Below are 23,753 nucleotides of genomic sequence, written 5' to 3'. Positions count from 1 at the left end.
ACCGTGCTGGAACTCAGCCACGTGCACAAGGTGTACAAGGTTGGCGCGTTCGGGGGCGACCGCCTGCGCGCCGTCCGCGACGTGAGCCTCACGGTGGGGGCGGGCGAGGTCGTCTCGCTGATCGGTGAGAGCGGCAGCGGCAAGAGCACCCTCGGCAAGATGGTGCTGGGCCTGTTCAAGCCGACCTCGGGGAGCATCACCTTCGAGGGCACCGACATCACCACCATCAAGGGCCACGCCGCGCGCAAGGAGTACTACCGCCGTGTGCAGGGGGTCTTCCAGGACCCGTTCAGCTGCTTCAACCCCATCTTCAAGGCCGACCGCGTCTTCGAGATGGTCCGCACCTCCTACTTCCCGAAGACCCCGGAGACGGAGTGGCGGGACAAGGTGCTGAAGGCGATAGCCACTGTGCGCCTGGACCCGGCCAACGTCCTCAACAAGTACCCGCACCAGCTCAGCGGCGGGCAGCTGCAGCGCCTGCTGATCGCGCGGGCGCTGCTGCTGGACATCAAGCTGCTGGTCGCTGACGAGATCATCAGCATGCTCGACGCCTCCACGCGCATCGACGTGCTCAACCTGCTCGCCGACCTCAAGGAGCGCGGCCTGGGCATCCTGTTCGTCACCCACGACCTGTCGCTGGGCAACTACGTCAGCGACAAGTCGGTGATCCTGCGCAAGGGCGCGATCGCCGAGATGGGCCCGACGGCCAGGGTCTTCGACAACCCGCTGCACCCCTACAGTCGCCACCTGCTGTCCTGCGTGCCGCAGCTGCACCGCACCTGGGCCGAGGTCGACGCCGAACTGGCGGCCAACCCCCCCGAGGACGTCGTCCTGCCGACGGCGCCCGACGAGGACTCCGCTCCGTTGATCGAGGCCGAGGAGGGCCACTTCGTGGGGATCGACCAGGGCTGAGCCGCCCGCTTCCCCTCATCCCGGCGCCCGTCCACCCCCCGCGGGCGCCTCGGTGTTTTCCGGCTCTCCTCGCGCGCTCCCGACACCGGTTTCCGAAAGCCGCGATTCGACGCGCGGACCCGGGCGGCCGGCGGTGGTCTCCGGGTGTGCGCACGGTCCCGGATCCCGTCGCGGGGGCCGGTTCCGGGCGCCGACGGGCCCGTCGCGGAGGGCGTCGGCGGACGCCGCCGGGCCGCTCCGCCGCCCGGCTGGCCGCACGCGGGGGCGGCCGCGGGCGGCGCCGTCCCGGAGCCGGGTGCGCTCACGTGCGCACCCGTCCTGAGGTGCGCCGACGACGTGGCGGCGACGTCCGCCTGAACGGGGTGTGACATCCCGGCGTGCGTTCCCACGCGGCACACGTGTACCCTGGAGGGTCCGTCGGTATTCCCCGGCGGGCCGTGCGGGTTGCCACATCGGAATCCTTCGCTGGCCGACCCGTCTGTGGTACGTTCGAAGTGATTGTTAGTCGTTGAATTTCGCAGTTGGTGTCTTGCCCGCGGAGTTTGTGACCGGCGGGCGGTTTCTTCAAGGAAGTCCGGCTCGCGGCAATTCGCGGACGTGAGTTTGCGTCCGTGTACACCGAGCTGAAGGAGAGAACATGGCTCAGGGAACTGTGAAGTGGTTCAACGGCGAGAAGGGCTTCGGCTTCATCTCCCCCGACGGCGGCGGCCCCGACGCCTTCGTTCACTACAGCGCCATCCAGGGCACGGGCTTCCGTAACCTGGAGGAGAACCAGCGCGTGGAGTTCGAGGTCGTCCAGGGCACCCGTGGCCCGCAGGCCGAGAACGTCGTCGCGATCTAGCACGCGATAACTTCGCGCAACGCCCCGGAAGGCACCGCCTTCCGGGGCGTTCGCGTGTGCGGCCCCCGAGGGGGCGGGGGCTCACCCCTCCAGCAGGGTCTCGGTGCGCCGACGCACCTCGGGGGTGTCCAGTCCCCGCACGGTCACCGTCGTGCGGCGGCGCAGCACGTCGTCCGCGTTCACCGCCCACTCGCGGTCGCGGGCGAAGACCACCTGCGCCCAGATGTCGGGGCCGTCGGGGTGGATGCGCTCGCCCAGACGCGGCTCCTCGCGCACCATCGCCGCGATGTCCATGGCCAGGCTCCCGTAGTGCGACGCCAGGTGGCGGGCGACCAGCGGGTCCAGCGGGGCGCCGGGCGCGCGGTCGGTGATCAGCCGCTGGGCCACCGCGTCCGGGCTGGCCAGTCCGGGCAGCGGCACCGTGCGCAGCGGGTCGGCCATGTCCTCCGACAGCGGCACGGCGCTGACCTTGCGCAGCTCCTTGAGGACGGCGCGGCCGATGTGGCGGTAGGTCGTCCACTTGCCGCCCGCCACCGAGAGCATCCCGCCCCGCCCCTGGGTGACCACGGTCTCGCGCTTGGCCGCGCTGGTGCCGCCGGGTCCGCCGGGCAGCACCCGCAGCCCCGCGAAGGAGTAGTCGACGTGGGAGGCGTCCAGGTAGGGCGCGTCGATGCCCAGCGCGGCCTCGCCCAGGATCTGCTCCACGTCGGCGGGCACGACCGACACGTCGGCCGGGTCCCCGGTGTACTCCTCGTCGGTGGTGCCCAGCAGCAGCCTGCCCTCCCACGGGATCGCGAACGACACCCGGTACTTGTCCACGGGGATGGTCAGCGCGGCGCGCCAGGGCTCGGGGGTGCGCAGCACCAGGTGCGCGCCCTTGGACAGGCGGACGCTGGGCGTCGCGGAGGGGTCCTCCATGCTCCGCAGCCGGTCAACCCACGGGCCGGTCGCGTTGAGGACCAGCCGCGCGTCGATGCCGAACTCCCCGCCGTCGACGCGGTCGCGCAGGTCGGCGCCGGTGACCCGGCCCCGGGTGGTGCGCAGCCCCACGACCTCGGCGTGGTTGAGCACCACCGCGCCCGCGTCCACGGCGGCGCGCACGCTCATGACGGCCATCCGGCTGTCGTTCATCTGGTGGTCGCTGTAGGCGGCCACCGACCGCAGGCCGTCGGTGCGCAGGCCCGGGGCGAGCCGCCGCGCCTGGGCGGGGGAGAGCAGGCGGCCCATGCCGTCGCCGAAGGCCGACAGGGCCGAGTACAGGAACACCCCGGCGCCCATCTTCGCGGCCCCGTGCGGGCCGCCGGAGTAGATCGGGACCAGGAACGGCATGTGGTTGACCAGGTGCGGCGCCACATCCGAGGCCAGGGACCGGCGCTCGCGGTGGTTCTCGGCGACCAGGCGCACCTGCCCGCTCTGGAGGTAGCGCAGTCCGCCGTGCACCAGCTTGGAGGAGGCGCTGGAGGTGGCTCCGGCGAAGTCTCCGGAGTCGACCATGGCCACGCGCAGTCCCGCCTGGGTGGCGGTCCAGGCGACGGAGGTCCCGAGGATCCCGCCGCCGACGACCAGGAGGTCGAAGGTCCCCCGGGTGAGTTCGTCGCGTGTGCGCGAGCGCGACGAGGCGATGCGGTTCTGGCTGGCGCTGACGGTCATGGCTGTGCTCCTCGGAGGGATGGAGGGGGCCTCGCGTGCACCTGAACAGTCTCCACGTTTCAGGCGATGTATCGCCTTCATAATACGACAATGCCGAACGCTGGTGAAGAAGAGGGGGTCTTCTCGCGGAGAAAACGGGTCCAGGCGCGACCCGGAGCACAGACGAGCTTGACGCAAGTTGCCCAGGGGAGTCGGGTCAACACACGGGGCTCCTGAGATGCGGCATTGTCGAACCTCATCGGCCGACCACGCGGTCGGCCCGAGCCGAGGGCGCGCACGGCGAAGCCCCGGGGCGTCGCACGGCGACGCCCCGGGGCTCGGCGGGTCCGGGTCCGCCGAGCGGGCCCGGAAGGCGGGGCCCCGGCAGACCCTGGCGTTCGTGGGCGGGCCGTTCGGGGGCGGCGGTCACACCGTCCCCGGGTCGGCGACGCTCAGGAGCCGAACCCGGTGAGCTTCCAGATCCACGCGCCGATCACGCCGCCCAACAGGGGGCCGACCACCGGAACCCAGGCGTATCCCCAGTCGGAGGGGCCCTTGCCGGGGATCGGCAGCACCGCGTGCGCGATGCGCGGCCCCAGGTCGCGGGCCGGGTTGATGGCGTATCCCGTCGGGCCGCCCAGGGACAGGCCGATCGCCAGCACCAGCAGGCCGGTCAGCAGCGGCGCCAGGCCGTTGGTGAACAGGCCGCTCAGGTCCACGCCGTCCTCGATGGAGACGTAGCCGGAGTTCGCGCCGATGCCCAGCACGCCCAGGAGCAGCATGGCGGTGCCGACGACCTCGGTGATGAGGTTGGCCACCGGGTTGCGCACGGCCGGGGCGGTGCTGAACACGCCCAGCTTCGCGTCCGGGTCGTCGGTGATCTTCCAGTGCGGCAGGTAGACCAGGTAGACCAGGACGGCGCCGGTGAAGGCGCCGCCCATCTGGGCCAGGATGTAGCCCGGGACCTGGGCCCAGCCGAACTCGCCGACACTGGCCAGGCCGAGCGTGACCGCCGGGTTGATGTGGGCGCCGCTGGTGGCGCCGACGACGTAGACGGCCATCGCGACCGCCATGCCCCAGCCGAAGGTGACGACGATCCAGCCGCCGTTGAGGGCCTTGGAGCGTGCGAGCGAGACACCGGCGACGACACCGCCGCCGAGCAGGATCAGGATCGCCGTACCGACGAACTCTGCCAGATAGACCATGGAGACCTCCGCCCCGTCAGGGGGAACCGGGTCACGGGGGCCTCGCCCCCGCCGACCGGCACCGGGCCGGAGGCGGGGGTTTAATAGGACGCACCCGTCACAGGAATGGGATGGAGCGGAGCGCGCACGGCGCCCCGCGGGCCGGTTCCCGGGGGCCGAAGGTGGCAGCCGGGGCTCCTGGGAACCGGTCGTTCGGTGGGGTGACGCCGCCCTCGCGCTACTGGGCGTCCTCGTGCTCGACCCAGTCCAGGGTGCGGCGCACGGCCTTGTTCCAGTTGCGGTACTCGCGCTCGCGCACGGCGGGCTCCATCTTCGGGGTCCACTCGGCGGCCTTGTGCCAGTTGGCGCGCAGCGTCTCGACGTCGGGCCAGTAGCCCACCGCCAGCCCCGCGGCGTAGGCGGCGCCCAGGCAGGTGGTCTCGGCGACCATCGGGCGCACGACCTCGGTGTCGAGCACGTCGGACAGGATCTGCATGAGCAGGTTGTCGGCGGTCATGCCGCCGTCCACCTTGAGCGTGGTCAGCTCCGTGGGCGCGTCGGCGTTCATCGCGTCGACGACCTCGCGGGTCTGCCACGCGGTGGCCTCCAGGACGGCGCGCGCGATGTGGCCCTTGTTGACGTAGCCGGTCAGGCCCGCCATGACGCCGCGCGCGTCGCTGCGCCAGTGCGGGGCGAACAGGCCGGAGAAGGCGGGCACGATGTAGCAGCCGCCGTTGTCCTCCACGGTGCGCGCCAGCGTCTCGATCTCGGGCGCGGTGGAGATCAGGCCCAGGTTGTCGCGCAGCCACTGCACGAGGGAGCCGGTCACCGCGATGGAGCCCTCCAGGGCGTACACGGCCGGTTCGTCGCCGAGCTTGTAGCCCAGCGTGGTGAGCAGGCCGTTCTCGGAGGTCACCGGCTCCGTGCCGGTGTTCATCACCAGGAAGGTGCCGGTGCCGTAGGTGCCCTTGACGTCGCCCGGGTCGAAACAGGTCTGGCCGAACAGCGCGGCGTGCTGGTCGCCGAGGGAGGAGGCGACGGGGGTTCCGGCCAGGTAGCCCTCGGCCTCGCCGTAGACCTCCGACGACGAGCGGATCTCGGGCAGGACGCCCTCGGGGATGCCGATGGCCTCCAGGATCTCGGGGTCCCACTGGAGGGTGGACAGGTTCATCAGCATGGTGCGGCTGGCGTTGGTCACGTCGGTGACGTGGCGGCCGGTCAGCTTCCAGATGATCCAGGTGTCCATGGTGCCGAACAGGACCTCGCCGCGCTCGGCGCGTTCGCGCAGGCCGTCGACGTTGTCCAGCAGCCAGCGCAGCTTGGGGCCGGAGAAGTAGGTGGCCAGCGGCAGGCCGCACCGTTCGCGGAAGCGGTCCTGGCCCTCCTCGCCGCCCAGCTCGCGGACCAGGTCGTCGGTGCGGGTGTCCTGCCAGACGATGGCGTTGTGGACCGGCTCGCCCGTCTCGCGGTCCCAGACCAGGGTGGTCTCGCGCTGGTTGGTGATGCCGACGGCCGCGATCTGGTCGGGGGTGATGTCGTTCTTGTCCAGGGCTCCCCTGATGACCGCCTCGACGTTGGCCCAGATCTCCACGGCGTCGTGTTCGACCCAGCCGGGCTTGGGGAAGATCTGCCTGTGTTCGCGTTGGTCGACCGAGACGATACGTCCGTCGCGGTCGAAGAGGATGCAGCGGCTCGACGTGGTGCCCTGGTCGATCGCGGCGACGTACTGCTGACTCATCGGGTGCTCGCCTTCAGGGTGGGGCTCGGGACGGGGCCGGACGCACACGGTTTCGGATTAAACCCGCACGTTGTACGACATTGACGTATGAGTAGCCGTTAGTTTCATCCGTCTTTCCTTCCCATGTCAAGGCCGCGTGACGCAATCGTGTCGCGTGCGTCACGCCCTCTCGACGGCAACGCTGCCAGGCCCGGGCGGACGCCGGAAGCCGCCGCGCGGAAGGCCTTCCGCGGGCGGTACCGGAACCGTGCCGTGATCCCTCAGTAGGGGGTGACGCCGAGTTCCCGGGAGATGGCCCGCGCCGCGTCGCGCACGTAGGAGACCTGCTCCATGTCGGGCCTGCCCCCCTCTCCGCGCAGGCGCTCGACGGCGCCGCGCACCCCGATGGCGCCGACGGTCGTGCCGCGCCGGTCGCGGATGGGGGCGGCGATGGAGACCTCGCCGTCCACGAGCTCCTCGGCCTCCCAGGCCCAGCCGTCGTCGCGCACCTGGTCGAGCTGGCGCTCCAGCGCGGCGGGGGAGGTGACGGTGTGCCGGGTGAAGGAGGTCAGGGCAGGGGCCCCTCCGCTCTCGACCACGGCCGGGTCCTCCTCGGGGGCCGCCAGGGGGTCGAAGGCCATGAGGACCTTGCCGATGGCGGTGGCGTGCAGCGGCAGCAGGGTGCCCACGTCCAGGGTCTGCTGGGAGGCGTCGGGGCGGAACACGTGGTGGACCACGAGCACCTGGTGCTTGTGCAGCGTGCCGATCCGCACGCTCTCGCCGCTGCGCGAGGCCAGGCTGTCCGCCCAGTTCAGGGCGCGGGTGCGCAGCTCGTTGCCGTCCAGGTAACGGGTGCCCAGGCTGAGCATGCCCCCGCCCAGGCGGTAGCGGCCCGACTCGGGGTCCTGCTCGACGAAGCCCACGTGCTGGAGGGTGCGCAGGATACCGAGCGCGGTGCCCTTGGGCAGTTCCAGGGACCGGGAGATCTCCGCCAGGCTGAGCCCGCGGGCACCGGTGGCCAGGATCCGGAGAATGGCTGCCGCGCGTTCGATCGACTGGATTCTTCCCGGCATTGCGGTGCTACCACTCTCTAGTACGACAATGTCATACGCGAAATGCTACTACGCGTTGTGACGCGTGGCACGCCCGCGGCAGCCGGGCGGTCAGGCGATCGGCACAGTCTAGGTCGGCCGACCGCCGCGCCCGGCCGCCGGGGTCACAGCTCGGCGGCGGCCTCGGCCACGCCCCGGGCGGCCTCCTCGACGTCGCGGTCGGTGGTCTCCAGGTGCACCACCAGGCGCACGGCGTCGCCGATGCCCAGCCCCGCGACCCCGTGGCGGGCGAAGGCCTCGGCGTAGCGCGCCCCCTGTCCGGCGGGGGCGGGCACCAGCACCATGTTGGTCCGCGCCCGCACGGCCAGCCCGGAGCGCTCCGAGATCAGACGGGCCAGCTCCGCGGCGCGCTCGTGGTCCTCGGCCACCCGCTCCCGGTGGTGGCGCAGCGCGTACAGGGCACCGGCGGCGATGATCCCGGCCTGGCGCATCCCCGCGCCCAGCAGCTTGCGCCCGCGCCGGGCCCTGCGCACCGTGTCGGCGTCCCCGACCAGCGCCGAGCCCACCGGGGCGCCCAGGCCCTTGGAGAAGCACACCGACACCGTGTCGAACCCGTCCGCGACCTCGGCGGGGGCGGCGTCCAGTGCGGCTGCCGCGTTCCACAGCCGCGCCCCGTCCAGGTGCGCGCGCAGCCCGTGCCGGTGCGCGAACCCGGTGACCCGGCGCTGTTCGGCCAGCGGCACGACGCGGCCGGTGAAGGTGTTCTCCAGCCACACCAGGGCGGGCTCGGCCCGGTGGACGTCGCCCCGGCCGGCGATCCACGACTCCAGCACCGCGTCGGTGGGGCAGAGCCCGTCCGAGTACAGGCGCGGCAGGGCCCGGGCCAGCACCGCGGTCGCGCCCTGCTCGTCGCCGATGAGGTGGTGGTTCTCGTGCGCCCACACCTCCTCGCCGCTGCGGGTGGACACGTACAGCCCCAGCTGGTTGGCCATGTGCCCGGACGGCACGTACAGCGCGGCCTCCCTGCCCAGCAGCCCGGCGGTCTCCTCCTCCAGCTCCCGCACGGTCGGGTCCTCGCCCCACACGTCGTCGCCCACCTCGGCCTCGGCCATGGCCCTGCGCATGGCCGGGGTGGGGCGGGTGACGGTGTCGGAACGCAGGTCGATCATGGCGTCTTCCTCCTGGTGGGACGCGTGACCTCGGGCGGGGGCGGACCCGGGGTGGACGGGGTGTCCGCCCGACGATACTGCCCGCCGCTCAGTCGCTCCCGATCCGGTCCAGGGCACGTGAGAGGCGGGCCAGCGCCTCCAGTACGCGAGCGCTGTCCTCCTCGCCCAGTTCGGCGACCAGGGCCTTGGCCACCCGCTCGTGGTCGGGGCTGATCCGGCGCAGGGCGTCCAGGCCCTCCCCGGTGGCGGCGAGCAGCTTGGCGCGGCTGTGCGCCGGGTTCGGCCGGTACTCGGCCAGCCCCTGCTCCACCAGCAGGTCGGCGATGCGCTGCACGCTCTGCCGCGTGGTGCCGAAGCGGCGCGCGACCGCCGACACCGGCAGGGGTTCCCGGGTCACCGCGCCGAGCACCTGCCAGCGCGCGGCGGTCAGTCCGGCGGTGCGTGCCAGTTCCTCGGCCACCGACAGGAACTGCCCGTTGAGGCGGAAGACGGCGAGCGCGGTCCCGGTGAGCAGGTCGGAGTGTCTGTCCTCGGCAGGGGCCATGCTCAGGCCCCCTCCAGCAGCACGTGGTAGGCGCCGGGGTCGTGCTCGGCGTGCAGCCGGTACCACGCGTCGAGGACACGGGGCGTGTACAGGTCCAGGGCCGCGAAGACCTCCCGGGCGAACTCCAGGGGCGCGGTGGGCCCGGCCGTGATGAGGCCGCCGTCGGAGACCGCGAGCGCGGAGCGGTAGCGGCGCATCCCGGCGTAGCCGGTGGCCAGCAGGTACTCGGGCGCGGCGCTGGTGTGGTCGCGGTAGTCCAGGAGCCCCTCCCGGGCGAGCCCGGCAGTGGCGCCGCAGATGGCCGCCACCGGCACACCGGCGTCGAGCCAGATCCCGGCCGCCGAGGCGAACGGGGAGAAGGCCTCGGGGTCCAGGTCCCAGCCGTCGGCCCCCGGCAGGATCAGCATCGCGCTGGAGGAGGGCTTGAGCTGGGGCAGGGTGATGTCCGGCAGGATGGTCAGCCCGCCCGCGGTCGTGACGGGCGCGCCGGTGAGGCCGACGGTCACCACGTCGTAGCGCCCGGGGTCGCGCTGCCAGTCGCCGCCCCGGATGGTCGCGGTGGTGTGCCCGATCTCCCAGTCCGCCAGCTGGTCGTACACGGCGAGGTGGACGGTCTGCCTGGTGTCTTCGATCATGACAGCATGCTGTCAAATGGACAGCATACTGTCAATATCCGAGGGTGGACGGATCTGTGGTGCTCCGTGCGTCTGATGCGCCCTCTGGAGGGATATGTGCTGGTCCGCAGGCCAAGACGGTCAGCGTGTCCACGGCCATCATGGATCAGGTGTTACCTGTTGTGCTTTTACGGTCGGCCTACAAGTGCGTACTTCTACTGACCAAACCCGGAAAGTGACCTGGGTCGAGACTGGTTGAAGGTGCACGTTCGCGCCCTCGTGGGGATGGAGGGTGGGCGGTCCCGCTGGCGTCAGTTGTTAGGGGGTTTGGTTTTAATGCTTTTGTGGGTTGAGGGTGTCTGATCGCGCTCACGTCAGTCGGTGGCGGGGCGAGGGTCTGCCTTCGCGCTCATGTCAGCCCGTGGGGCCCACCGCAGGGGGTTTTGAACCCCGACTCCAGGGGGGTTTGTATCCCGACTCCAGGGGGTTTGAAGTCCGGCCGTGTGGTGGTTGAACGTGCACGGTGCTGCCCTCCTCAGACACGGCGGGGTACAGACGGAAAACACCAGTGCCGGGTAGGGGTGTGGGGGGTGGCCGTAGGTCCCAGGCTCCCCGCCCGGACATAGGGGGTTTTCTCCAGTGCTGGGGACCACGCGATGCGCACGTCGGTTGTCCAGGGGTGAGCGCATCGCGTGCTTCGCCCCGGTTCTCCAGTGCCGTGGTCGAGGGCACGTCCGCGAAGTGCGTGATAAGCGGCTCAGCCACCACTCCACGCCGTCAGAACAGCCTCCAGGTCCCGACCACTGGGGGTGGTACGAACGTGCACATATCCGCCCTCCAGAAGACAGGGGGTTGTAGAGCGTGCAGCAGAGCCCGGTCACAGACCCTGTACGTACGCGGGACCTCAGCCATAGACCGTGCACGTATGAGGGACCTGAGCCACAAGCTGTGCACGTACGCGCGTCCCGAGCCACAAGCCGTGCACGTACACGGAACCTCAACCCCAGGCCCTGTACGTACGCGGAACCCGAGCCACAGACCGTGCACGTACGTGGAACCCGAGCCACAGACCATGCATGTACACGGGACCTGAGCCACGGCCTTCTCTCTCCCGTTTCCCCTTTGTGTTTTCTGTGGTCGCGGTTGTACCTGGGCCACGCTCCTTGCCTGCGGTGACCGGCGAACCCCAGGCACAGCAAGGCCCTGGTTTTCAGCTCACCGGTGGTCGCTGTCGCGTTGGGGCATGGGGTTTCGGGCTCAGTGGTGGTGCGGGAGGGCAGTGACCTGATCCGTGACTACCTGCCTGTGGCTGAGCTTCAAAACCCCTTCCACTCCAGGCCGCGCGTAACGCGTACCTTTCACCCCCTGTCTTCTGGAGGGCGGATATGTGCACGTTCGTACCACCCCCAGCGGCGGGGTCTGGAAGAAGTGGACGGTGGCGGCGTGGGGTGGTGGCTGAGCCGCTTATCACGCACTTCGCGGACGTGCCCTCGACCACGGCACTGGAGAACCGGGGCGAAGCACGCGATGCGCTCACCCCCTGGACAACCGACGTGCGCATCGCGTGGTCCCCAGCACTGGAGAAAACCCCCTATGTCCGGGCGGGGAGCCTGGGACCTACGGCCACCCCCCACACCCCTACCCAGCACAGCCTTTATCCGTCTGTACCCCGCCGTGTCTGAGGAGGGCAGCACCGTGCACGTTCAACCACCAGACGGCCGGGCTTCAAACCCCCCTGGAGCTGAGCTTCAAACCCCCCATGGGCTGGGGTTCAAAACCCCTTGGAGTCGGGGTTCACAACCCCCTGCGGTGGGGGTTCAAACCCCCCACGGGCTGACATGAGCGCGAAGGCAGACCCTCGCCCCGCCATGGGCTGGCGTGAGCGTGATCAGACACCCTCAACCCACAAAAGCATTAAAATCCACGCCCTTCCCGGGCGGACGTGAGCCCGAATCCTGCCCTCATCCCACAGGCTGAGGCAGGCGTCTCCGTGCACGCGCAACCATCGCAGGGTTGGGCCTCACCCCCACCGGCTGACGCGAGCGCGGATGCCCGCCCCCACCTCACCCCACCCCCGCGGGGCTCGCGGAGTGAGGACCGAACGCGTCCGTGTGTCGCATGTCACTCCTGCTCCGAAAGCTGCTGGTGGGTCGGGTTTCCGGTGACGCAGGTCTCGCGGTTGTAACAGAACGGAACGCCGGTGTTCACATAACCTCACAAATGGTATTACCATTCTCGGAGCCTGCCCCCAGAGCAGGTCGGAGCCGTACTCCCGTACAGCTCAGCACCACCGCACACCCACGGAAGGCTCCGTCGTGGAGAACTTCGAACCCGTCTACGGGACGGGACCCCTTCTCGGGATCGCTGCGGGAGCCATCGCCCTCCTGCTGTTCCTGATCATCCGCCTCAAGCTGCACGCGTTCGTGGCGCTCATCCTGGTCAGCGTCCTGACCGCCCTGGCCACCGGCATCCCCGTCTCCGGGGTGGTGCCCACCCTCCTGGACGGCTTCGGGGGCACCCTCGCCAACGTCGCCCTGCTCGTCGGGCTCGGCGTGATGATCGGGCGCCTGCTGGAGATCACCGGGGGCGCGGCCGTCCTGGCCGGGGCACTGATCAAGCTCTTCGGTGAGAAGCGCGCGCCGCTCGCGCTCGGCGTCGCCTCCCTGCTCTTCGGCTTCCCGATCTTCTTCGACGTCGGCCTCATCGTCATGCTGCCGATCGTCTTCAGCGTGGCCCGCCGCGTCGGCGGGTCCGTGCTCATGTACGCGCTGCCCACCGCGGGCGCCTTCGCGGTCATGCACGCCTTCGTGCCCCCGCACCCGGGCCCGGTCACCGCCGCCGTGGAGATCGGGGCGGACATGGGCCTGGTGCTCCTGGTCGGCACCGTCCTGGCCATCCCCACCTGGTACCTGGCCAGCTACCTGTTCGGCCTGTGGGCCGGGAGGAAGTGGGAGCTGCCGGTTCCCGAGGACATCATGTCCGACGGCACCGTCAAGCACGAGAACCCGCCGCGCCTGGTGACCGTGCTGGCCGTCCTCCTGCTGCCGATGCTGCTGATCTTCGCCAACACCGGTGTGACCACGTTCGTCTCCACGGGCGCGGTGTCCGCCGAGGCCACGTGGGCGCAGGTCCTCCAGCTGCTCGGACAGACCCCGATCGCACTGCTCATCACCGTGCTCTTCGCGATGGTCGTGCTCAGCCCGGGCCGCTTCACCCGTCAGCGGGTGGAGGAGATCGTCGGCGGCGCGCTCGGCCCGGTCTGCGCCATCATCCTCATCACCGGCGCGGGCGGCATGTTCGGCGGCGTGCTGCGCACCAGCGGCATCGGCGACGCCCTCGCCGACAGCCTGGAGTCCACCGGCCTGCCGGTGATCGTCGCCGCCTTCGTCATCGCGCTCGCGCTGCGCGTCGCCCAGGGCTCGGCCACCGTCGCCATCACCACGGCGGCGGGTCTGATCGCCCCGGCCGTGGCGGCCACCTCGGGGCTCTCCTCGATCGACCTAGCCCTGATCGTCATCGCGATCGCCTCCGGCGCCACCGCCCTGTCACACGTCAACGACTCCGGGTTCTGGCTGGTCGGCCGTTTCCTGGGTATGGATGTCAAGACGACGCTCAAGACCTGGACGGTCATGGAGACCCTGATCGGCTTCATCGGCTTCGGGCTCGCCTTCGGGCTCAGCCTGGTGCTGTGACCGCGCGGGCGGAACCCGGCCGTCCGCTCAGGACGCGGGTTCCGCCCTCCGGTCGCCCTCCAGCGCGACGGACACCTCGGTGACGATGGAGCGCATCGCGGCCTCCGCCACGTCGGGGAGGCCGTCCCGGATCGCCTGGGCCACGGCCTTGTGCAGCCGCAGCGCCTCCGGGCGCGGGTTGCGCGGCATCAGGTGGTAGGAGGTGCGTCCGACCAGGACCTCCGCCACCACCTGGGACAGGCCGACGAACATCTCGTTGCCGGACAGCTCCAGGATGCGGCGGTGGAACGTGACGTCCAACTCCAGGAAGGTCTCCAGGTCCCCGGCGCGCCCGGTGCGGGCCATCTGGTCGGCGACCACCACCAGCTGGGCCCGCTCCTCGGCGTCGCCGCGCTCGGCGGCCAGGGCCGCGGCGCCCGGTTCCAGCGCGGCGCGCAGCTCGTTGAGCGAGCGCAGCTGCTCCATCCGGCCGGGCCCGGCCAGGCGCCAGCGGATGAGCTGGGGGTCGAAGACGCTCCAGTCCCGGCGCGGGCGCACGCGGATGCCGGTGCGGGGGCGGCTGACCACCAGCCGCATGGACTCCAGGACGCGCACGGCCTCGCGCGCGACCGTCCGGGAGACGCCGAAGTCCTGTTCCAGGCCCTGGAGGGTGAAGGTGTGGCCGGTCCGGTACTCGCCTGCGGCGATGGCGGGTCCGAGCACCGCCAGCACGCGGTTGTGCAGTGTGCGGTGGTCCGTGGCCATCGTTCTCCTCGTGCTCCGGGGCCGTCCGGTTGGCCGCATGCGGCCGTGGGGTCACGCTGAAGCCTAGCCGGATTGATTGATATCACTATTAATGGTGACGCTTGCGGCCACGCAGGGGCACCACGACACGGAGAAACCATGCACTTTGTCTTCATGGGGGTCTCGGGCAGCGGCAAGACCACTGTCGCCGAACGTGTGGCCAAGCAGCTGGGCCTGCCCTTCGCCGAGGCCGACGACTTCCACCCCCGGGCCAACATCGACAAGATGGCGGCGGGCGTGCCGCTGACCGACGAGGACCGCTGGCCGTGGCTGCACGAGCTGGCACGGTGGATCGCCGAGCACGAGGCCGCCGGCCAGTCCACGGTCATGGCCTGCTCGGCGCTCAGGCACAGCTACCGCGACGTCCTGCGCCAGGCCGCCCCGGGGGTGCGCTTCCTGCACATGCACGGCTCCGCCGAGGTGATCTGGCGGCGGATCGAGGCCCGTCAGGACCACTTCATGCCGCCCGCGCTCCTGGAGTCGCAGCTCGACACCCTCGAACGGCTGAAGGCGGACGAGCCCGGCCTCGAACTCGACGTCAGGGACGACGTGGAGGCCCTCGTCGGGCAGGCCCTGGAGTACGTGGGGCCGCTGCTGCGTCCGGCGGAGGCGCCGGTCGTCGGGGACTGAAGGGGAGCGGCGGTGGGCCACGGTCACGTCACCGTCGGGTCTCGAATTCCGTGCACGGTCCCGCGGGCGCCTTGCGTGGTTCCTCCCGGAACGCGACGCTGTTCGGCATGTCGAACTCCGTCTCGTCCCCCGTGTCCCCCGCCTCCCGCATCCTCGGCACCGCACGGTCCTCCGCGGCGGGCCTCCTCGCGGAGCGCCGCCCCGGTGTGCGGCCCCCGCGCGACGTGCGCCAGACCCTCGTCCTGATGCTGGTCGCCGTCCCCGCGTACGGCCTGCTGGCCTACCTGGCGGGCGACCGGATGCTCTCTGGCGCGCACGAGGACGCCGCCGAGGGCCTGCGCGCCCTGATGGTCACCGCCGCGCTCGCGGGCGTGGCCCTGGGCGCCCTGGCCGTACCGGTGCGCCGCGGCGGCAACGCCCTGTGGCGCGCCGCCCAGGTCGGCGCCGTGGCCGGAATGGGGGTCGCCGTGGCCGGTCTGTACGCGGCCGCGCGGCTGGTGGACACGCAGCTGCTGCTGGCCGCGGTCGTGGTGGCGGTCGCCGCCATCGTCGTCAACATCGCGCTGTGGAGCACCGAGGTCCACCGCTGGTGCGGCCGCTAGGAGGTCCGGCGCCCGCGGACCGGTCCGGCGGTACGCCCCGCCCCTCGCGTGCGGGGCGGCCGGAGCCGGGGTTCCCGCCGCGCGCGTGTCCGAAGGGGGAGGGGGACGACGGCACGCCGTCGTCCCCCTCCCGTGCTACTCCTCGTCGTCCTCGCCGTCGGCGGCCGCGTGCAGCCGCGCCAGGTGGTCGCTGTCGTCCTCCCCGTGGCGGCCCAGGTAGATCTCCCTGGCCTCGTCCGCGATGTCGGCCGACTCGTCCTCGAAACCGTAGTCGGCCAAGTCGTCCAGCAGGTCCAGTGCCCGGTGCAGGGCGTCGCCGTCGTCGGGGGACTGGGCGGCCTCCTGGGGGAGGTGGGCCACGACCCTGGCGAGGACGGCGGCGCGCGCCTCGTCCACTGCGCTCTCGGATCCGGCCGCGGCGGTCAGCCGGATCCTGGTGATGGGATCCTCGTCGGCCACCAGCATCAGCTGTTCGGCCAGCCAGGAGGCCTCCTGGCCCTCGAGGAACGCGGTCAGCGCCGCGTCGTCAAGCGGTGTGGTCATTGGCAGATCATAGGCCCGCCCGGCGCCTCCGCCGACACCGGTGCCCGGGCACCGGGGGGCGGGTTGTCGGGCCCGGAAAACGCGCCCTTTCATCCGATCATCGGATATCCGATTACAGGAGGGGGATATCCGATCACGGGGAGGATTGTTTTCCTGGAGTTACGGGGGTGTTGCCGTGAAGTCTCACGTGATAGTGCGTTCATCTGTTCGACAACTCGTATCCGAAAATGCGCCCATGGATCACGGCACAGATGGGAAACGGTTGTATTAATACCCAGCTGTCTATCTTCACAGTCGCTCTCGGCGCGGTCTAGGGTCCACTCAATCGTTCCAGGGCCTGCCGGGCCCCGCACTGAGGTGGACCATGTTCAGGAAGCCTTTCCGAAAGCCGTTGGCCCTCCTGGCCTCCGCGGCCGCGCTCACGCTGGTGGCCACAGCGTGTGCCGAGAGTAACCGCGAGGGCGGGGGGACCGACGCGTCGGAGCCCTTCGTCTTCGCCTCCGCGGGCGACATCAAAACCCTCGACCCCTTCCTCACCAGTGACGGTGAGACCTTCCGTTACAGCAGGCAGGTCTTCGAAACCCTTCTCGAACACGAATCGGGCGGGACCGAAATCGTCGGCGGACTCGCCGAGGACTGGGAGCAGTCCGAGGACGGCACCGTCTGGACCTTCCACCTGCGCGACGGCGTCGTGTTCCACGACGGCGACGAGTTCAACGCCGAGGCGGTCTGCGCCAACTTCGACCGCTGGTACAACCTCACCGGCGGTTTCCAGAGCTCGAACAACTCCTATTACTGGCAGTCGATCTTCGGCGGCTTCGCGGAGAACGAGAGCGAGGACCTCGCCGAGTCCCGGTACGTCTCCTGCGAGGCCACCGACGAGCTGACCGCGGTCATCACGATCGACGAGTACTCCTCCATCTTCCCCGGCGGCTTCAGCCTCGCTTCGTTCGGCATCATGAGCCCCACCACGCTGGAGGCCATCGCCGACGCCGAGATCACCGGCGAGGAGGGCAACTTCACCCTCCCCGAGTACACCCAGACGGCCGGAACCGTCGCGGGCACCGGACCCTTCACCGTCCAGGAGTGGGACCACGACCAGGCCGAGGTGACCCTCCAGCGCTTCGACGACTACTGGGGCGACGCCGCGGGCTTCGAGACGATGATCCTGCGCGCGATCCCCGACGAGACCGCCCGCCGCCAGGCCCTGGAGGCGGGTGACATCCACGGCTACGACCTGGTCGCCCCCGCCGACGTCGCCCCCCTGACCGAGGCCGACTTCCAGGTGCCCACCCGCGGCGTGTTCAACGTCCTGTACATGGCCTACCAGCAGGAGGCCAGCGAGGCCCTCGCCGACCTGGAGGTGCGCCAGGCCCTCGCCCACGCCGTGGACCGCCAGCGCATCGTCGACACGATCCTGCCCGAGGGCGGCGAGGTCGCGACCCAGTTCCACCCCGACACCCTCGACGGCTGGTCCCCGGACGTGCAGACCTACGAGTACGACCCCGAACTGGCCCGGGAGATGCTGGCGGACGCCGGGCAGGAGGACCTGACCCTGGAGTTCTGCTACCCGACCGACGTCACCCGCCCCTACATGCCCGCGCCGCGCGACATCTTCGACGTCATCGCCGCGGACCTGGAGGCGGTCGGCGTCACCGTGGAGCCGGTCACCTACGAGTGGACCGAGTACGTCCCGCGCACCAACTCCGGTGAGTGCCCGCTGTACCTGCTCGGCTGGACCGGCGACTACAACGACGCCTACAACTTCATCGGCACCTGGTTCTCCCAGTACAACAGCGAGTTCGGCTTCCGTGACGAGGACCTGTTCGACGCCATGGAGGAGGCGAGCACCAACCCGAACGAGGAGGAGCGCGTCGCCGCCTACCAGGACCTGAACAACCAGATCATGGACATCCTGCCGGGGCTGCCCATCTCCAGCTCCCCGCCGTCCATCGCCTTCTCCGCGAACGTCAACCCGCCCAACGTCAGCCCGCTGACCCAGGAGAACTTCTCCGAGGCCTCCTGGAAGTAGTCCCCCTCTCCCGCGGGGAGGGGAAGGGCCCGACCGGCCACCGGTCGGGCCCGCCCCCTGCCCGGGGCCGCGGTCCCCGGCCCGTCCGGGGCCGCGCGCCCCTCGCCGCGACACCGCCCGGCGGGGCGCGCCGCCCGCGCGCCGACCGGGCCCCTCGTCCGAACCACCCGCTCGAACTCCCGCCGCGATCCGGCGGGGACGCTTCGCGTCCACAGTTCCCACCACTGGCGAAAGGCGGCGAAAGTGCTGCGATTCATCGTCAGGCGTCTCCTCCAGCTGATCCCGACACTGGGCGGCCTGTCGATCCTGTTGTTCGTCTGGCTGCAACGGCTGCCGGGCGGACCGGAGTACGCCCTCCTACCCGACGACGCGACGGCCGAACAGCGCGCCGCGCTGCGTCGCTCCCTCGGCCTGGACGAACCGGTCACGGTTCAGTACCTGGCCTTCCTGCGCCGTATCCTCCAGGGCGACCTCGGGACCTCGCTCTCCACCGGACGGCCGGTCACCGAGGAGTTCCTCACCCGCTTCCCGGCCACGTTCGAACTGTCGGTCACCGCGATGCTGATCGCGGTCGCCGTCGGAGTCCCCCTCGGCTACCTCGCCGCGCGCAGACGCGGCTCCGTGCTGGACTTCGCGGCCGTGGGCGGATCCCTCCTGGGCATCTGCACGCCGGTGTTCTTCCTCGCCTTCATCCTGAAGGTGGTCTTCGCCGAGCGGCTCGGGATGTTCCCCTCCGCCTTCCGGCTCTCGCCGGGCCTGATCCGTACCGACCTCAGCGGGTTCGTCGTCCTCGACGGCCTGCGGACCGGGGAGCTCGACGTGGTGTGGGACGCCCTGCTCCACCTCGTGCTGCCCGGGATCGCGCTGGCCTCGATCCCGCTCGCCGTGATCGTCCGGATGACCCGAGCCAGCGTGCTGGAGGTGGTCGGCGAGGACTACGTGCGCACCGCCAACGCCAAGGGGCTGCACCGCAACACCGTGCGCACCCGCCACGTGATGCGCAACGCCATGCTCCCCGTGGTCACCTCGGTCGGACTGCTCACCGGAAGCCTGTTCGCCGGAGCCGTGCTCACCGAGAGCGTCTTCGCCTTCCCCGGCATCGGCTCGTTCGTCTACGCCGCCACGCAGGGGCGCGACTACCCGGTCCTCACCGGGTTCATCCTGCTCATCGCGACCATGTACGTGTTCATCAACCTGTTGGTGGACATCTCCTACAGCCTCCTCGACCCGAGAGTGCGGGCCCAGTGATGCCGACGACACCGAGCCCCCACCACCGGTCCGAACCCGCGGGCGCACCGGAGCCCGAGGGCACCGCGGCCCAGCGCACGCCCCTCCTGGGGCGCAAGGCGGCCAGGGTGGACCGGCTGGCCGAACTCATGGGCCAGCGCGAGGAGGGCGAACACGGCGCGGGCATCTGGCGCACCGCCTTCGAGCGCATGCGCCGCAGCCCCATGGCCATCACCGGCGCCGTGATCGTCGTGGTGTTCCTCGTCGTGGCGCTGTTCTCACCGCTCATCGCGCCCTACGACCCCGTCTCCCAGAGCTGGGGCGACGAGGTCTTCCCCAACCGCAACGTGTTCGTCGGCCCGCGCGCCGAGAACTGGCTGGGCCTGGACAACCTCGGCCGCGACCAGTTCTCCCGCATGGTGATCGGCGCCCGCCAGACCCTCCTGGTCGGCGTGGTCGCCACCCTGGTCGGCTTCGGCGTCGGCGCGCTGCTCGGCGGCGCGGCCGGGGCCGCCGCGGTCCTGGGCGGCCGCTGGGGCCGCCAGGTGGACAACGCCGTCATGCGCGTCATCGACATGATGCTCGCGCTGCCCACCCTGCTGCTCGCGGTCACCATCGCCGCCCTGGTCGGCCCCAGCCTGACCACGGTCATGTTCGCGGTCGGCGTGGCGCAGATCCCCATCTTCGCCCGCCTCCTGCGCGGCGCGATGCTCTCCCAGGGCAACCGCGAGTACGTGCTGGCCGCCCGCGCGCTGGGCGTGCGCAAACACAAGATCGCCCTCGTGCACATCCTGCCGAACTCGCTCGGCCCGGTGATCGTGCAGTCCACGCTCACCCTGGCCACCGCCATCATCGACGCGGCGGCCCTGTCCTACCTGGGCCTGGGGAACCCGGACCCGGCCTTCCCCGAATGGGGGACCATGCTCGCCGACGCCCAGCGGTTCCTGTCCAGCGCGCCGCAGCTGGCCGTGTACCCGGCGCTGGCCATCATCGTCACCGCCTTGGGCTTCACCCTGCTGGGTGAGGCGATGCGGGAGGCGCTCGACCCCAAGCTGAGGAAGTGACATGAGTTCCAGCACGCCGCTGCTGGCGGTGGACGAGCTGTCCGTGGTGTTCGGCGGACGCGGCTCCGACGAGGTGCGGGCCGTGGACGGGGTGTCCTTCACCCTGGAGGAGGGCCGGGTGACCGGCCTGGTCGGTGAGTCCGGCTGCGGTAAGAGCGTCACCTCGCTCGCCCTGATGGGCCTGCTCCCCGACCGGGGGGTGCGGGTCGGCGGCAGCGCCGTCATGCGGCTGCCCGACGGCCCCGTCGACCTGTTGGAGCTGTCGCAGAAGCGGATGCGCGACCTGCGCGGCTCCCAGCTGGCGATGATCTTCCAGGACCCGCTCAGCTCCCTCAACCCCGTGGTGCCCATCGGCCGCCAGGTCACCGAGATCCTGCGCCGCCACCGGGGGCTGCGCGGTTCGGCGGCCGAGAAGGAGGCCGCCGACCTGCTGGACCGGGTGGGCATCCCCGACCCCACCCGGCGGCTGCGCGAGTACCCGCACCAGCTGTCGGGCGGCATGCGCCAGCGCGCGCTCATCGCCATGGCGGTGGCCTGCCGCCCCCGCGTGATGATCGCCGACGAGCCCACCACGGCCCTGGACGTCACCATCCAGGCGCAGATCCTGGAGCTGCTCCGGGACCTGGTCACCGAGGAGGGCACCGCCCTGCTGATGATCACGCACGACCTTGGCGTGGTCGCCGGGCTGTGCGACGACATCAACGTCCTGTACGCGGGGCGGGCGGTGGAGACGGCGCCGCGCGCGCCGCTGTTCGCCGACCCCACCCACCCCTACACGGTCGGCCTGCTGGGCTCCATCCCCCGGCTGGACGCCCCGCGCGGTGAGCGGCTCACCCCCATCCGGGGGTCGGTCAACGACAACATCGCCTGGGCGCAGGGGTGCGCGTTCGCGCCCCGCTGCGACCACTACACGATGGAGTGCCTCCAGGGGCCACCGGAGCTCGTGGCGGTGGGCACCGCGGCGGGCGTGGAGGAGGGCGGCCGTTCCGGGCGGGGCCCGGCGGCCGCACACGTGCACCGGTGCGTGAACCCGATCCGGGACGCGGACGCGGCCGACCGGCCCACGCTGGACGGCCCGGGCGGTCCGGACGGCGACGACGAGGAGGAGCAGGGATGAGCCTGCTGCGGATCAACGACCTCAAGGTGCACTTCCCCATCAGGAGGGGGGTGTTCTTCGACCGCACCGTCGGCCACGTGCGCGCGGTCGACGGAGTCAGCCTGGAGATCGAGAGCGGCCAGACCTACGGCCTGGTGGGTGAGTCCGGCTGCGGCAAGACCACCCTGGGCCGCGCGGTGCTGCGGCTGGTGGACGTCACCGAGGGCGAGGTGCTCTTCGGCGGACAGGACCTGGCCGGCCTGGACGAGGAGTCGATGCGCCGCCAGCGCAAGAACCTCCAGATGGTGTTCCAGGACCCGCTGGGCAGCCTCAACCCCCGGCAGAACATCGGTTCCATCCTGTTGGAGGGACTGCAGACCCACGGGATCGGCGGCCCGCCGCCGGGGGAGGGCCCCACCGGCGGCAGGGAGCGCCGCGCCCTGGTCCTGGAGGACCAGCGCAGGCGCGTGGTCGACGCCCTGGAGAGGGTGGGCCTGTCGGCCAAGGCGCTCACCCGCTACCCGCACGAGTTCTCCGGCGGCCAGCGCCAGCGCATCGGCATCGCCCGCGCGCTGGTGCTGGAGCCCGACCTCATCATCTGCGACGAGCCGGTCTCGGCGCTGGACGTGTCGATCCAGGCCCAGGTGCTCAACCTGCTGGAGAGCCTCCAGGAGGAACTGGGGCTGACCTACCTGGTCATCGCGCACGACCTGGCCGTGGTCCGCCACGTCAGCGACGTGGTCGGGGTGATGTACCTGGGCGGCCTGGTGGAGGAGGCCTCCAGCGACGACCTGTACGAGACGCCGATGCACCCGTACACGCGCTCGCTCATGTCGGCGGTGCCGGTCCCCGACCCGCAGGTGGAGGACAGCCGCGAGCGCATCCTGCTGGCGGGCGACCTGCCCTCGCCCGCCGACCCGCCCAAGGGCTGCCGCTTCCACACCCGCTGCCCGTGGCGGCGGGAGGAGCGGTGCGACACCGAGCGGCCCGAACTGCGCCCGGTCGGAAGCGCCGAGGGCGGCACCCACAGGGTGGCCTGCCACTACGCCGAGCAGATCCTCTCGGGCGAGATCCGTCCCAGGGAGGAGATGGCCGAGCGCATCGTGCACGGCACCGGTTGAGCCGACCGGCGGGGGCGGCCGTCCGGAATCCGGACGGCCGTCCGCCGTGTCGGGCTGCCGTGCGGCGGCCGGGGGTTGGCGTCCTCCCGCGCCGTGACGTCGGCCAGCACCCGGTCGCAGCCGTGGCCCTGCCACAGGTGGGCGGTCGGGAGCGGGGCGAGCCCGCACAGCCCCCAGGGCAGGGCACCAGGGCCGGGGAGAGGAGAGAAACGGCACGGTTATGGTGGGACACCCACCATCCGCCGAGACGCGCCGGAACCCTGTCGAAGACGAGGAGACCCCCCCTTGCCGCCCTTCGCCGACAACCTTCAGTACTCGGAGCCCATGAGCGGAGTCGGCCTGGTCATGTTCGTGCTCACCCTCGGCGCCACGGCGGCGGCCCTGCTCATCGCCGGTTATCTGTCTGGCCGTGGCCGCCTCCATCCCAACCTCGCGTTCGGTATCCGCACGAAGTACACCCTCTCCGACGACGACGCCTGGTACACCGTGCACTCTCTGGCCGCGCCCTGGACGATCGCCTCGGGAGTGGCCATGGCTGTGCCCCCGATCGTGGTCGCCTTCTTGGACGACTTCTCCCTTCAGATGGTGGTGGTCCTGGCGCCGATGGGCGTGGGCCTGGTCCTGCTCTTCCTGGGCGTGTGGCGCGCGGAACGGACCGCGCGGGCCCGGGCCGCCCGCGACACCGACGCCCCCTGAAGGCAGTGTGGCGGGCTGTGCGGTCGCTCACCCGGGGGCGCGGAGCCCCAGGTGGGCGGCCCCCGCGCGCGGCGGGCGGCGAAGAACATCCGCCGGAACCGGGAGAGGACGCCCCCGGGCGGGCACGATGACGGCATGAGGCCTTCGCTGGACACCGTTCCCGGTACCGGGACGTTCCTGTACGACCGCGACTGCGGGTTCTGCAAGCGCTCGGTGGTCTTCGCCCGCGACCGGCTGCGCGCCCGCAGCAGCTTCGTGGCCTGGCAGGACTTCGACCTGGACTCGGCGGGGCTGACACCGGAGCAGACCGACGCCAGCGCCTGGTTCGTGTACGCGGACGGGCGCCGCTTCTCGGGCGGCGACGCCGTCGCCGAACTCCTGCTGCACGGGCGCCCGCTCACCCGGCCGCTGGGCCGACTGGCGCGCCTGCCGCTGCTGCGCTCGCTCAACCGGTCCGCCTACCGCTGGGTGGCCGCCAACCGCCACCGCATCCCCCTTCCCGGGGGAGCCCCCTCCTGCGGTCTCGGCCCCCCTCAGCAGGGCGGGTGACCCGGCGCCCACGTGACCGGCGGCCGTCTCCGCGCCGGCCGCGCGTCCGGCCGCCC

21 protein-coding genes are annotated in these 23,753 nt (G+C 71.2%); 12 read left to right on the top strand and 9 right to left on the bottom strand.

The features are described from left to right. Positions 1-3 precede the first annotated feature (3 nt). Both ACSTA4_RS23335 and ACSTA4_RS23330 read left to right on the top strand, forming a co-directional pair. Complete coding sequence (locus tag ACSTA4_RS23335) at positions 4-912, top strand: ABC transporter ATP-binding protein (RefSeq protein ID WP_444961032.1); 909 nt, start codon at positions 4-6, stop codon at positions 910-912. Between the two features lie 637 nt (positions 913-1,549). Beyond that, positions 1,550-1,753, top strand: coding sequence for a cold-shock protein (locus ACSTA4_RS23330; RefSeq protein WP_047868215.1), 204 nt, complete (start codon positions 1,550-1,552; stop codon positions 1,751-1,753). 81 nt (positions 1,754-1,834) lie between these two features. Here ACSTA4_RS23330 and ACSTA4_RS23325 read toward each other — a convergent pair whose 3' ends face one another. The 7 genes from ACSTA4_RS23325 to ACSTA4_RS23295 all read right to left on the bottom strand — a co-directional run bounded on the left by ACSTA4_RS23325 (position 1,835) and on the right by ACSTA4_RS23295 (position 9,683). Next, entirely contained in the window at positions 1,835-3,403 is a 1,569-nt protein-coding gene (locus ACSTA4_RS23325) for an FAD-dependent oxidoreductase (protein WP_444961031.1), read from the bottom strand. A 431-nt stretch (positions 3,404-3,834) separates the two neighbouring features. Beyond that, on the bottom strand, positions 3,835-4,587 hold the full coding sequence (locus tag ACSTA4_RS23320; protein WP_444961030.1) for an MIP/aquaporin family protein: 753 nt from the start codon (positions 4,585-4,587) through the stop codon (positions 3,835-3,837). 217 nt (positions 4,588-4,804) lie between these two features. Continuing rightward, positions 4,805-6,304 (bottom strand): glycerol kinase GlpK, encoded by a 1,500-nt coding sequence (gene glpK, locus ACSTA4_RS23315; RefSeq protein ID WP_444961029.1) that lies wholly within the window; start codon positions 6,302-6,304, stop codon positions 4,805-4,807. 260 nt (positions 6,305-6,564) lie between these two features. After that, the gene (locus ACSTA4_RS23310) at positions 6,565-7,356 is read right to left on the bottom strand and encodes an IclR family transcriptional regulator (protein ID WP_274974499.1); all 792 of its coding nucleotides are present in this window, start codon (positions 7,354-7,356) and stop codon (positions 6,565-6,567) included. Between the two features lie 143 nt (positions 7,357-7,499). Next, entirely contained in the window at positions 7,500-8,504 is a 1,005-nt protein-coding gene (locus ACSTA4_RS23305) for a threonine aldolase family protein (protein ID WP_444961028.1), read from the bottom strand. Positions 8,505-8,592: 88 nt separating this feature from the next. Continuing rightward, positions 8,593-9,048, bottom strand: a complete 456-nt coding sequence (locus ACSTA4_RS23300; RefSeq protein WP_248771797.1) for a MarR family winged helix-turn-helix transcriptional regulator — start codon at positions 9,046-9,048, stop codon at positions 8,593-8,595. 2 nt (positions 9,049-9,050) lie between these two features. Next, positions 9,051-9,683, bottom strand: coding sequence for a DJ-1/PfpI family protein (locus ACSTA4_RS23295; RefSeq protein WP_019608026.1), 633 nt, complete (start codon positions 9,681-9,683; stop codon positions 9,051-9,053). 2,294 nt (positions 9,684-11,977) lie between these two features. Here ACSTA4_RS23295 and ACSTA4_RS23290 point away from each other — a divergent pair. Beyond that, positions 11,978-13,354 carry a GntP family permease gene (locus ACSTA4_RS23290; RefSeq protein ID WP_444961027.1) on the top strand — a complete coding sequence of 459 codons (1,377 nt, stop codon included), beginning with the start codon at positions 11,978-11,980 and terminating at the stop codon, positions 13,352-13,354. Between the two features lie 27 nt (positions 13,355-13,381). On the opposite strand, the gene ACSTA4_RS23285 is transcribed toward ACSTA4_RS23290, so the two are convergent. Next, positions 13,382-14,098: a FadR/GntR family transcriptional regulator gene (locus tag ACSTA4_RS23285; RefSeq protein WP_444961026.1), complete on the bottom strand. Its 717-nt coding sequence runs from the start codon at positions 14,096-14,098 to the stop codon at positions 13,382-13,384. A gap of 138 nt (positions 14,099-14,236) precedes the next feature. On the opposite strand from ACSTA4_RS23285, the gene ACSTA4_RS23280 reads away from it, so the two are divergent. Both ACSTA4_RS23280 and ACSTA4_RS23275 read left to right on the top strand, forming a co-directional pair. Further along, positions 14,237-14,767, top strand: coding sequence for a gluconokinase (locus ACSTA4_RS23280; protein WP_274974495.1), 531 nt, complete (start codon positions 14,237-14,239; stop codon positions 14,765-14,767). 107 nt (positions 14,768-14,874) lie between these two features. Continuing rightward, entirely contained in the window at positions 14,875-15,369 is a 495-nt protein-coding gene (locus tag ACSTA4_RS23275; RefSeq protein WP_444961025.1) for a hypothetical protein, read from the top strand. Between the two features lie 135 nt (positions 15,370-15,504). Here ACSTA4_RS23275 and ACSTA4_RS23270 read toward each other — a convergent pair whose 3' ends face one another. Next, positions 15,505-15,912 carry a hypothetical protein gene (locus ACSTA4_RS23270; RefSeq protein WP_047868227.1) on the bottom strand — a complete coding sequence of 136 codons (408 nt, stop codon included), beginning with the start codon at positions 15,910-15,912 and terminating at the stop codon, positions 15,505-15,507. Between the two features lie 364 nt (positions 15,913-16,276). Between ACSTA4_RS23270 and ACSTA4_RS23265 the strand changes: the two genes are divergently transcribed. From ACSTA4_RS23265 to ACSTA4_RS23235, 7 genes are all read left to right on the top strand, one after another. Next, on the top strand, positions 16,277-17,944 hold the full coding sequence (locus ACSTA4_RS23265; protein WP_444961024.1) for an ABC transporter substrate-binding protein: 1,668 nt from the start codon (positions 16,277-16,279) through the stop codon (positions 17,942-17,944). Between the two features lie 243 nt (positions 17,945-18,187). Next, complete coding sequence (locus tag ACSTA4_RS23260) at positions 18,188-19,192, top strand: ABC transporter permease (protein ID WP_444961023.1); 1,005 nt, start codon at positions 18,188-18,190, stop codon at positions 19,190-19,192. After that, positions 19,192-20,235, top strand: a complete 1,044-nt coding sequence (locus tag ACSTA4_RS23255) for an ABC transporter permease (RefSeq protein ID WP_274974491.1) — start codon at positions 19,192-19,194, stop codon at positions 20,233-20,235. The genes ACSTA4_RS23260 and ACSTA4_RS23255 overlap by 1 nt, the downstream gene beginning before the upstream one ends. A 1-nt stretch (position 20,236) precedes the next feature. Then, on the top strand, positions 20,237-21,352 hold the full coding sequence (locus ACSTA4_RS23250) for an ABC transporter ATP-binding protein (RefSeq protein ID WP_444961022.1): 1,116 nt from the start codon (positions 20,237-20,239) through the stop codon (positions 21,350-21,352). Then, positions 21,349-22,452: an ABC transporter ATP-binding protein gene (locus tag ACSTA4_RS23245; protein ID WP_444961021.1), complete on the top strand. Its 1,104-nt coding sequence runs from the start codon at positions 21,349-21,351 to the stop codon at positions 22,450-22,452. The genes ACSTA4_RS23250 and ACSTA4_RS23245 overlap by 4 nt, the downstream gene beginning before the upstream one ends. 285 nt (positions 22,453-22,737) lie before the next feature. Then, on the top strand, positions 22,738-23,148 hold the full coding sequence (locus ACSTA4_RS23240; protein WP_444961020.1) for an SdpI family protein: 411 nt from the start codon (positions 22,738-22,740) through the stop codon (positions 23,146-23,148). 135 nt (positions 23,149-23,283) lie between these two features. Beyond that, on the top strand, positions 23,284-23,697 hold the full coding sequence (locus tag ACSTA4_RS23235) for a thiol-disulfide oxidoreductase DCC family protein (protein ID WP_444961019.1): 414 nt from the start codon (positions 23,284-23,286) through the stop codon (positions 23,695-23,697). Positions 23,698-23,753: the final 56 nt, after the last annotated feature.

This window comes from Nocardiopsis sp. M1B1 (assembly GCF_052466615.1).
Note: the sequence above shows the minus strand (reverse complement) of the source record. Positions and strands in the feature narration are given on the sequence as shown.

What these genes read in the sequence shown, in the direction of transcription:
- ACSTA4_RS23255 (WP_274974491.1), top strand. Translation starts at nt 19,192, where the DNA reads ATGCCGACGACACCGAGCCCCCACCACCGGTCCGAACCCGCGGGCGCA.
- ACSTA4_RS23330 (WP_047868215.1), top strand. Translation starts at nt 1,550, where the DNA reads ATGGCTCAGGGAACTGTGAAGTGGTTCAACGGCGAGAAGGGCTTCGGC.
- ACSTA4_RS23270 (WP_047868227.1), bottom strand. Translation starts at nt 15,912, where the DNA reads ATGACCACACCGCTTGACGACGCGGCGCTGACCGCGTTCCTCGAGGGC.
- ACSTA4_RS23305 (WP_444961028.1), bottom strand. Translation starts at nt 8,504, where the DNA reads ATGATCGACCTGCGTTCCGACACCGTCACCCGCCCCACCCCGGCCATG.
- glpK (WP_444961029.1), bottom strand. Translation starts at nt 6,304, where the DNA reads ATGAGTCAGCAGTACGTCGCCGCGATCGACCAGGGCACCACGTCGAGC.
- ACSTA4_RS23310 (WP_274974499.1), bottom strand. Translation starts at nt 7,356, where the DNA reads ATGCCGGGAAGAATCCAGTCGATCGAACGCGCGGCAGCCATTCTCCGG.
- ACSTA4_RS23265 (WP_444961024.1), top strand. Translation starts at nt 16,277, where the DNA reads ATGTTCAGGAAGCCTTTCCGAAAGCCGTTGGCCCTCCTGGCCTCCGCG.
- ACSTA4_RS23300 (WP_248771797.1), bottom strand. Translation starts at nt 9,048, where the DNA reads ATGGCCCCTGCCGAGGACAGACACTCCGACCTGCTCACCGGGACCGCG.
- ACSTA4_RS23275 (WP_444961025.1), top strand. Translation starts at nt 14,875, where the DNA reads ATGTCGAACTCCGTCTCGTCCCCCGTGTCCCCCGCCTCCCGCATCCTC.
- ACSTA4_RS23295 (WP_019608026.1), bottom strand. Translation starts at nt 9,683, where the DNA reads ATGATCGAAGACACCAGGCAGACCGTCCACCTCGCCGTGTACGACCAG.
- ACSTA4_RS23250 (WP_444961022.1), top strand. Translation starts at nt 20,237, where the DNA reads ATGAGTTCCAGCACGCCGCTGCTGGCGGTGGACGAGCTGTCCGTGGTG.
- ACSTA4_RS23285 (WP_444961026.1), bottom strand. Translation starts at nt 14,098, where the DNA reads ATGGCCACGGACCACCGCACACTGCACAACCGCGTGCTGGCGGTGCTC.
- ACSTA4_RS23325 (WP_444961031.1), bottom strand. Translation starts at nt 3,403, where the DNA reads ATGACCGTCAGCGCCAGCCAGAACCGCATCGCCTCGTCGCGCTCGCGC.
- ACSTA4_RS23245 (WP_444961021.1), top strand. Translation starts at nt 21,349, where the DNA reads ATGAGCCTGCTGCGGATCAACGACCTCAAGGTGCACTTCCCCATCAGG.
- ACSTA4_RS23320 (WP_444961030.1), bottom strand. Translation starts at nt 4,587, where the DNA reads ATGGTCTATCTGGCAGAGTTCGTCGGTACGGCGATCCTGATCCTGCTC.
- ACSTA4_RS23280 (WP_274974495.1), top strand. Translation starts at nt 14,237, where the DNA reads ATGCACTTTGTCTTCATGGGGGTCTCGGGCAGCGGCAAGACCACTGTC.
- ACSTA4_RS23235 (WP_444961019.1), top strand. Translation starts at nt 23,284, where the DNA reads ATGAGGCCTTCGCTGGACACCGTTCCCGGTACCGGGACGTTCCTGTAC.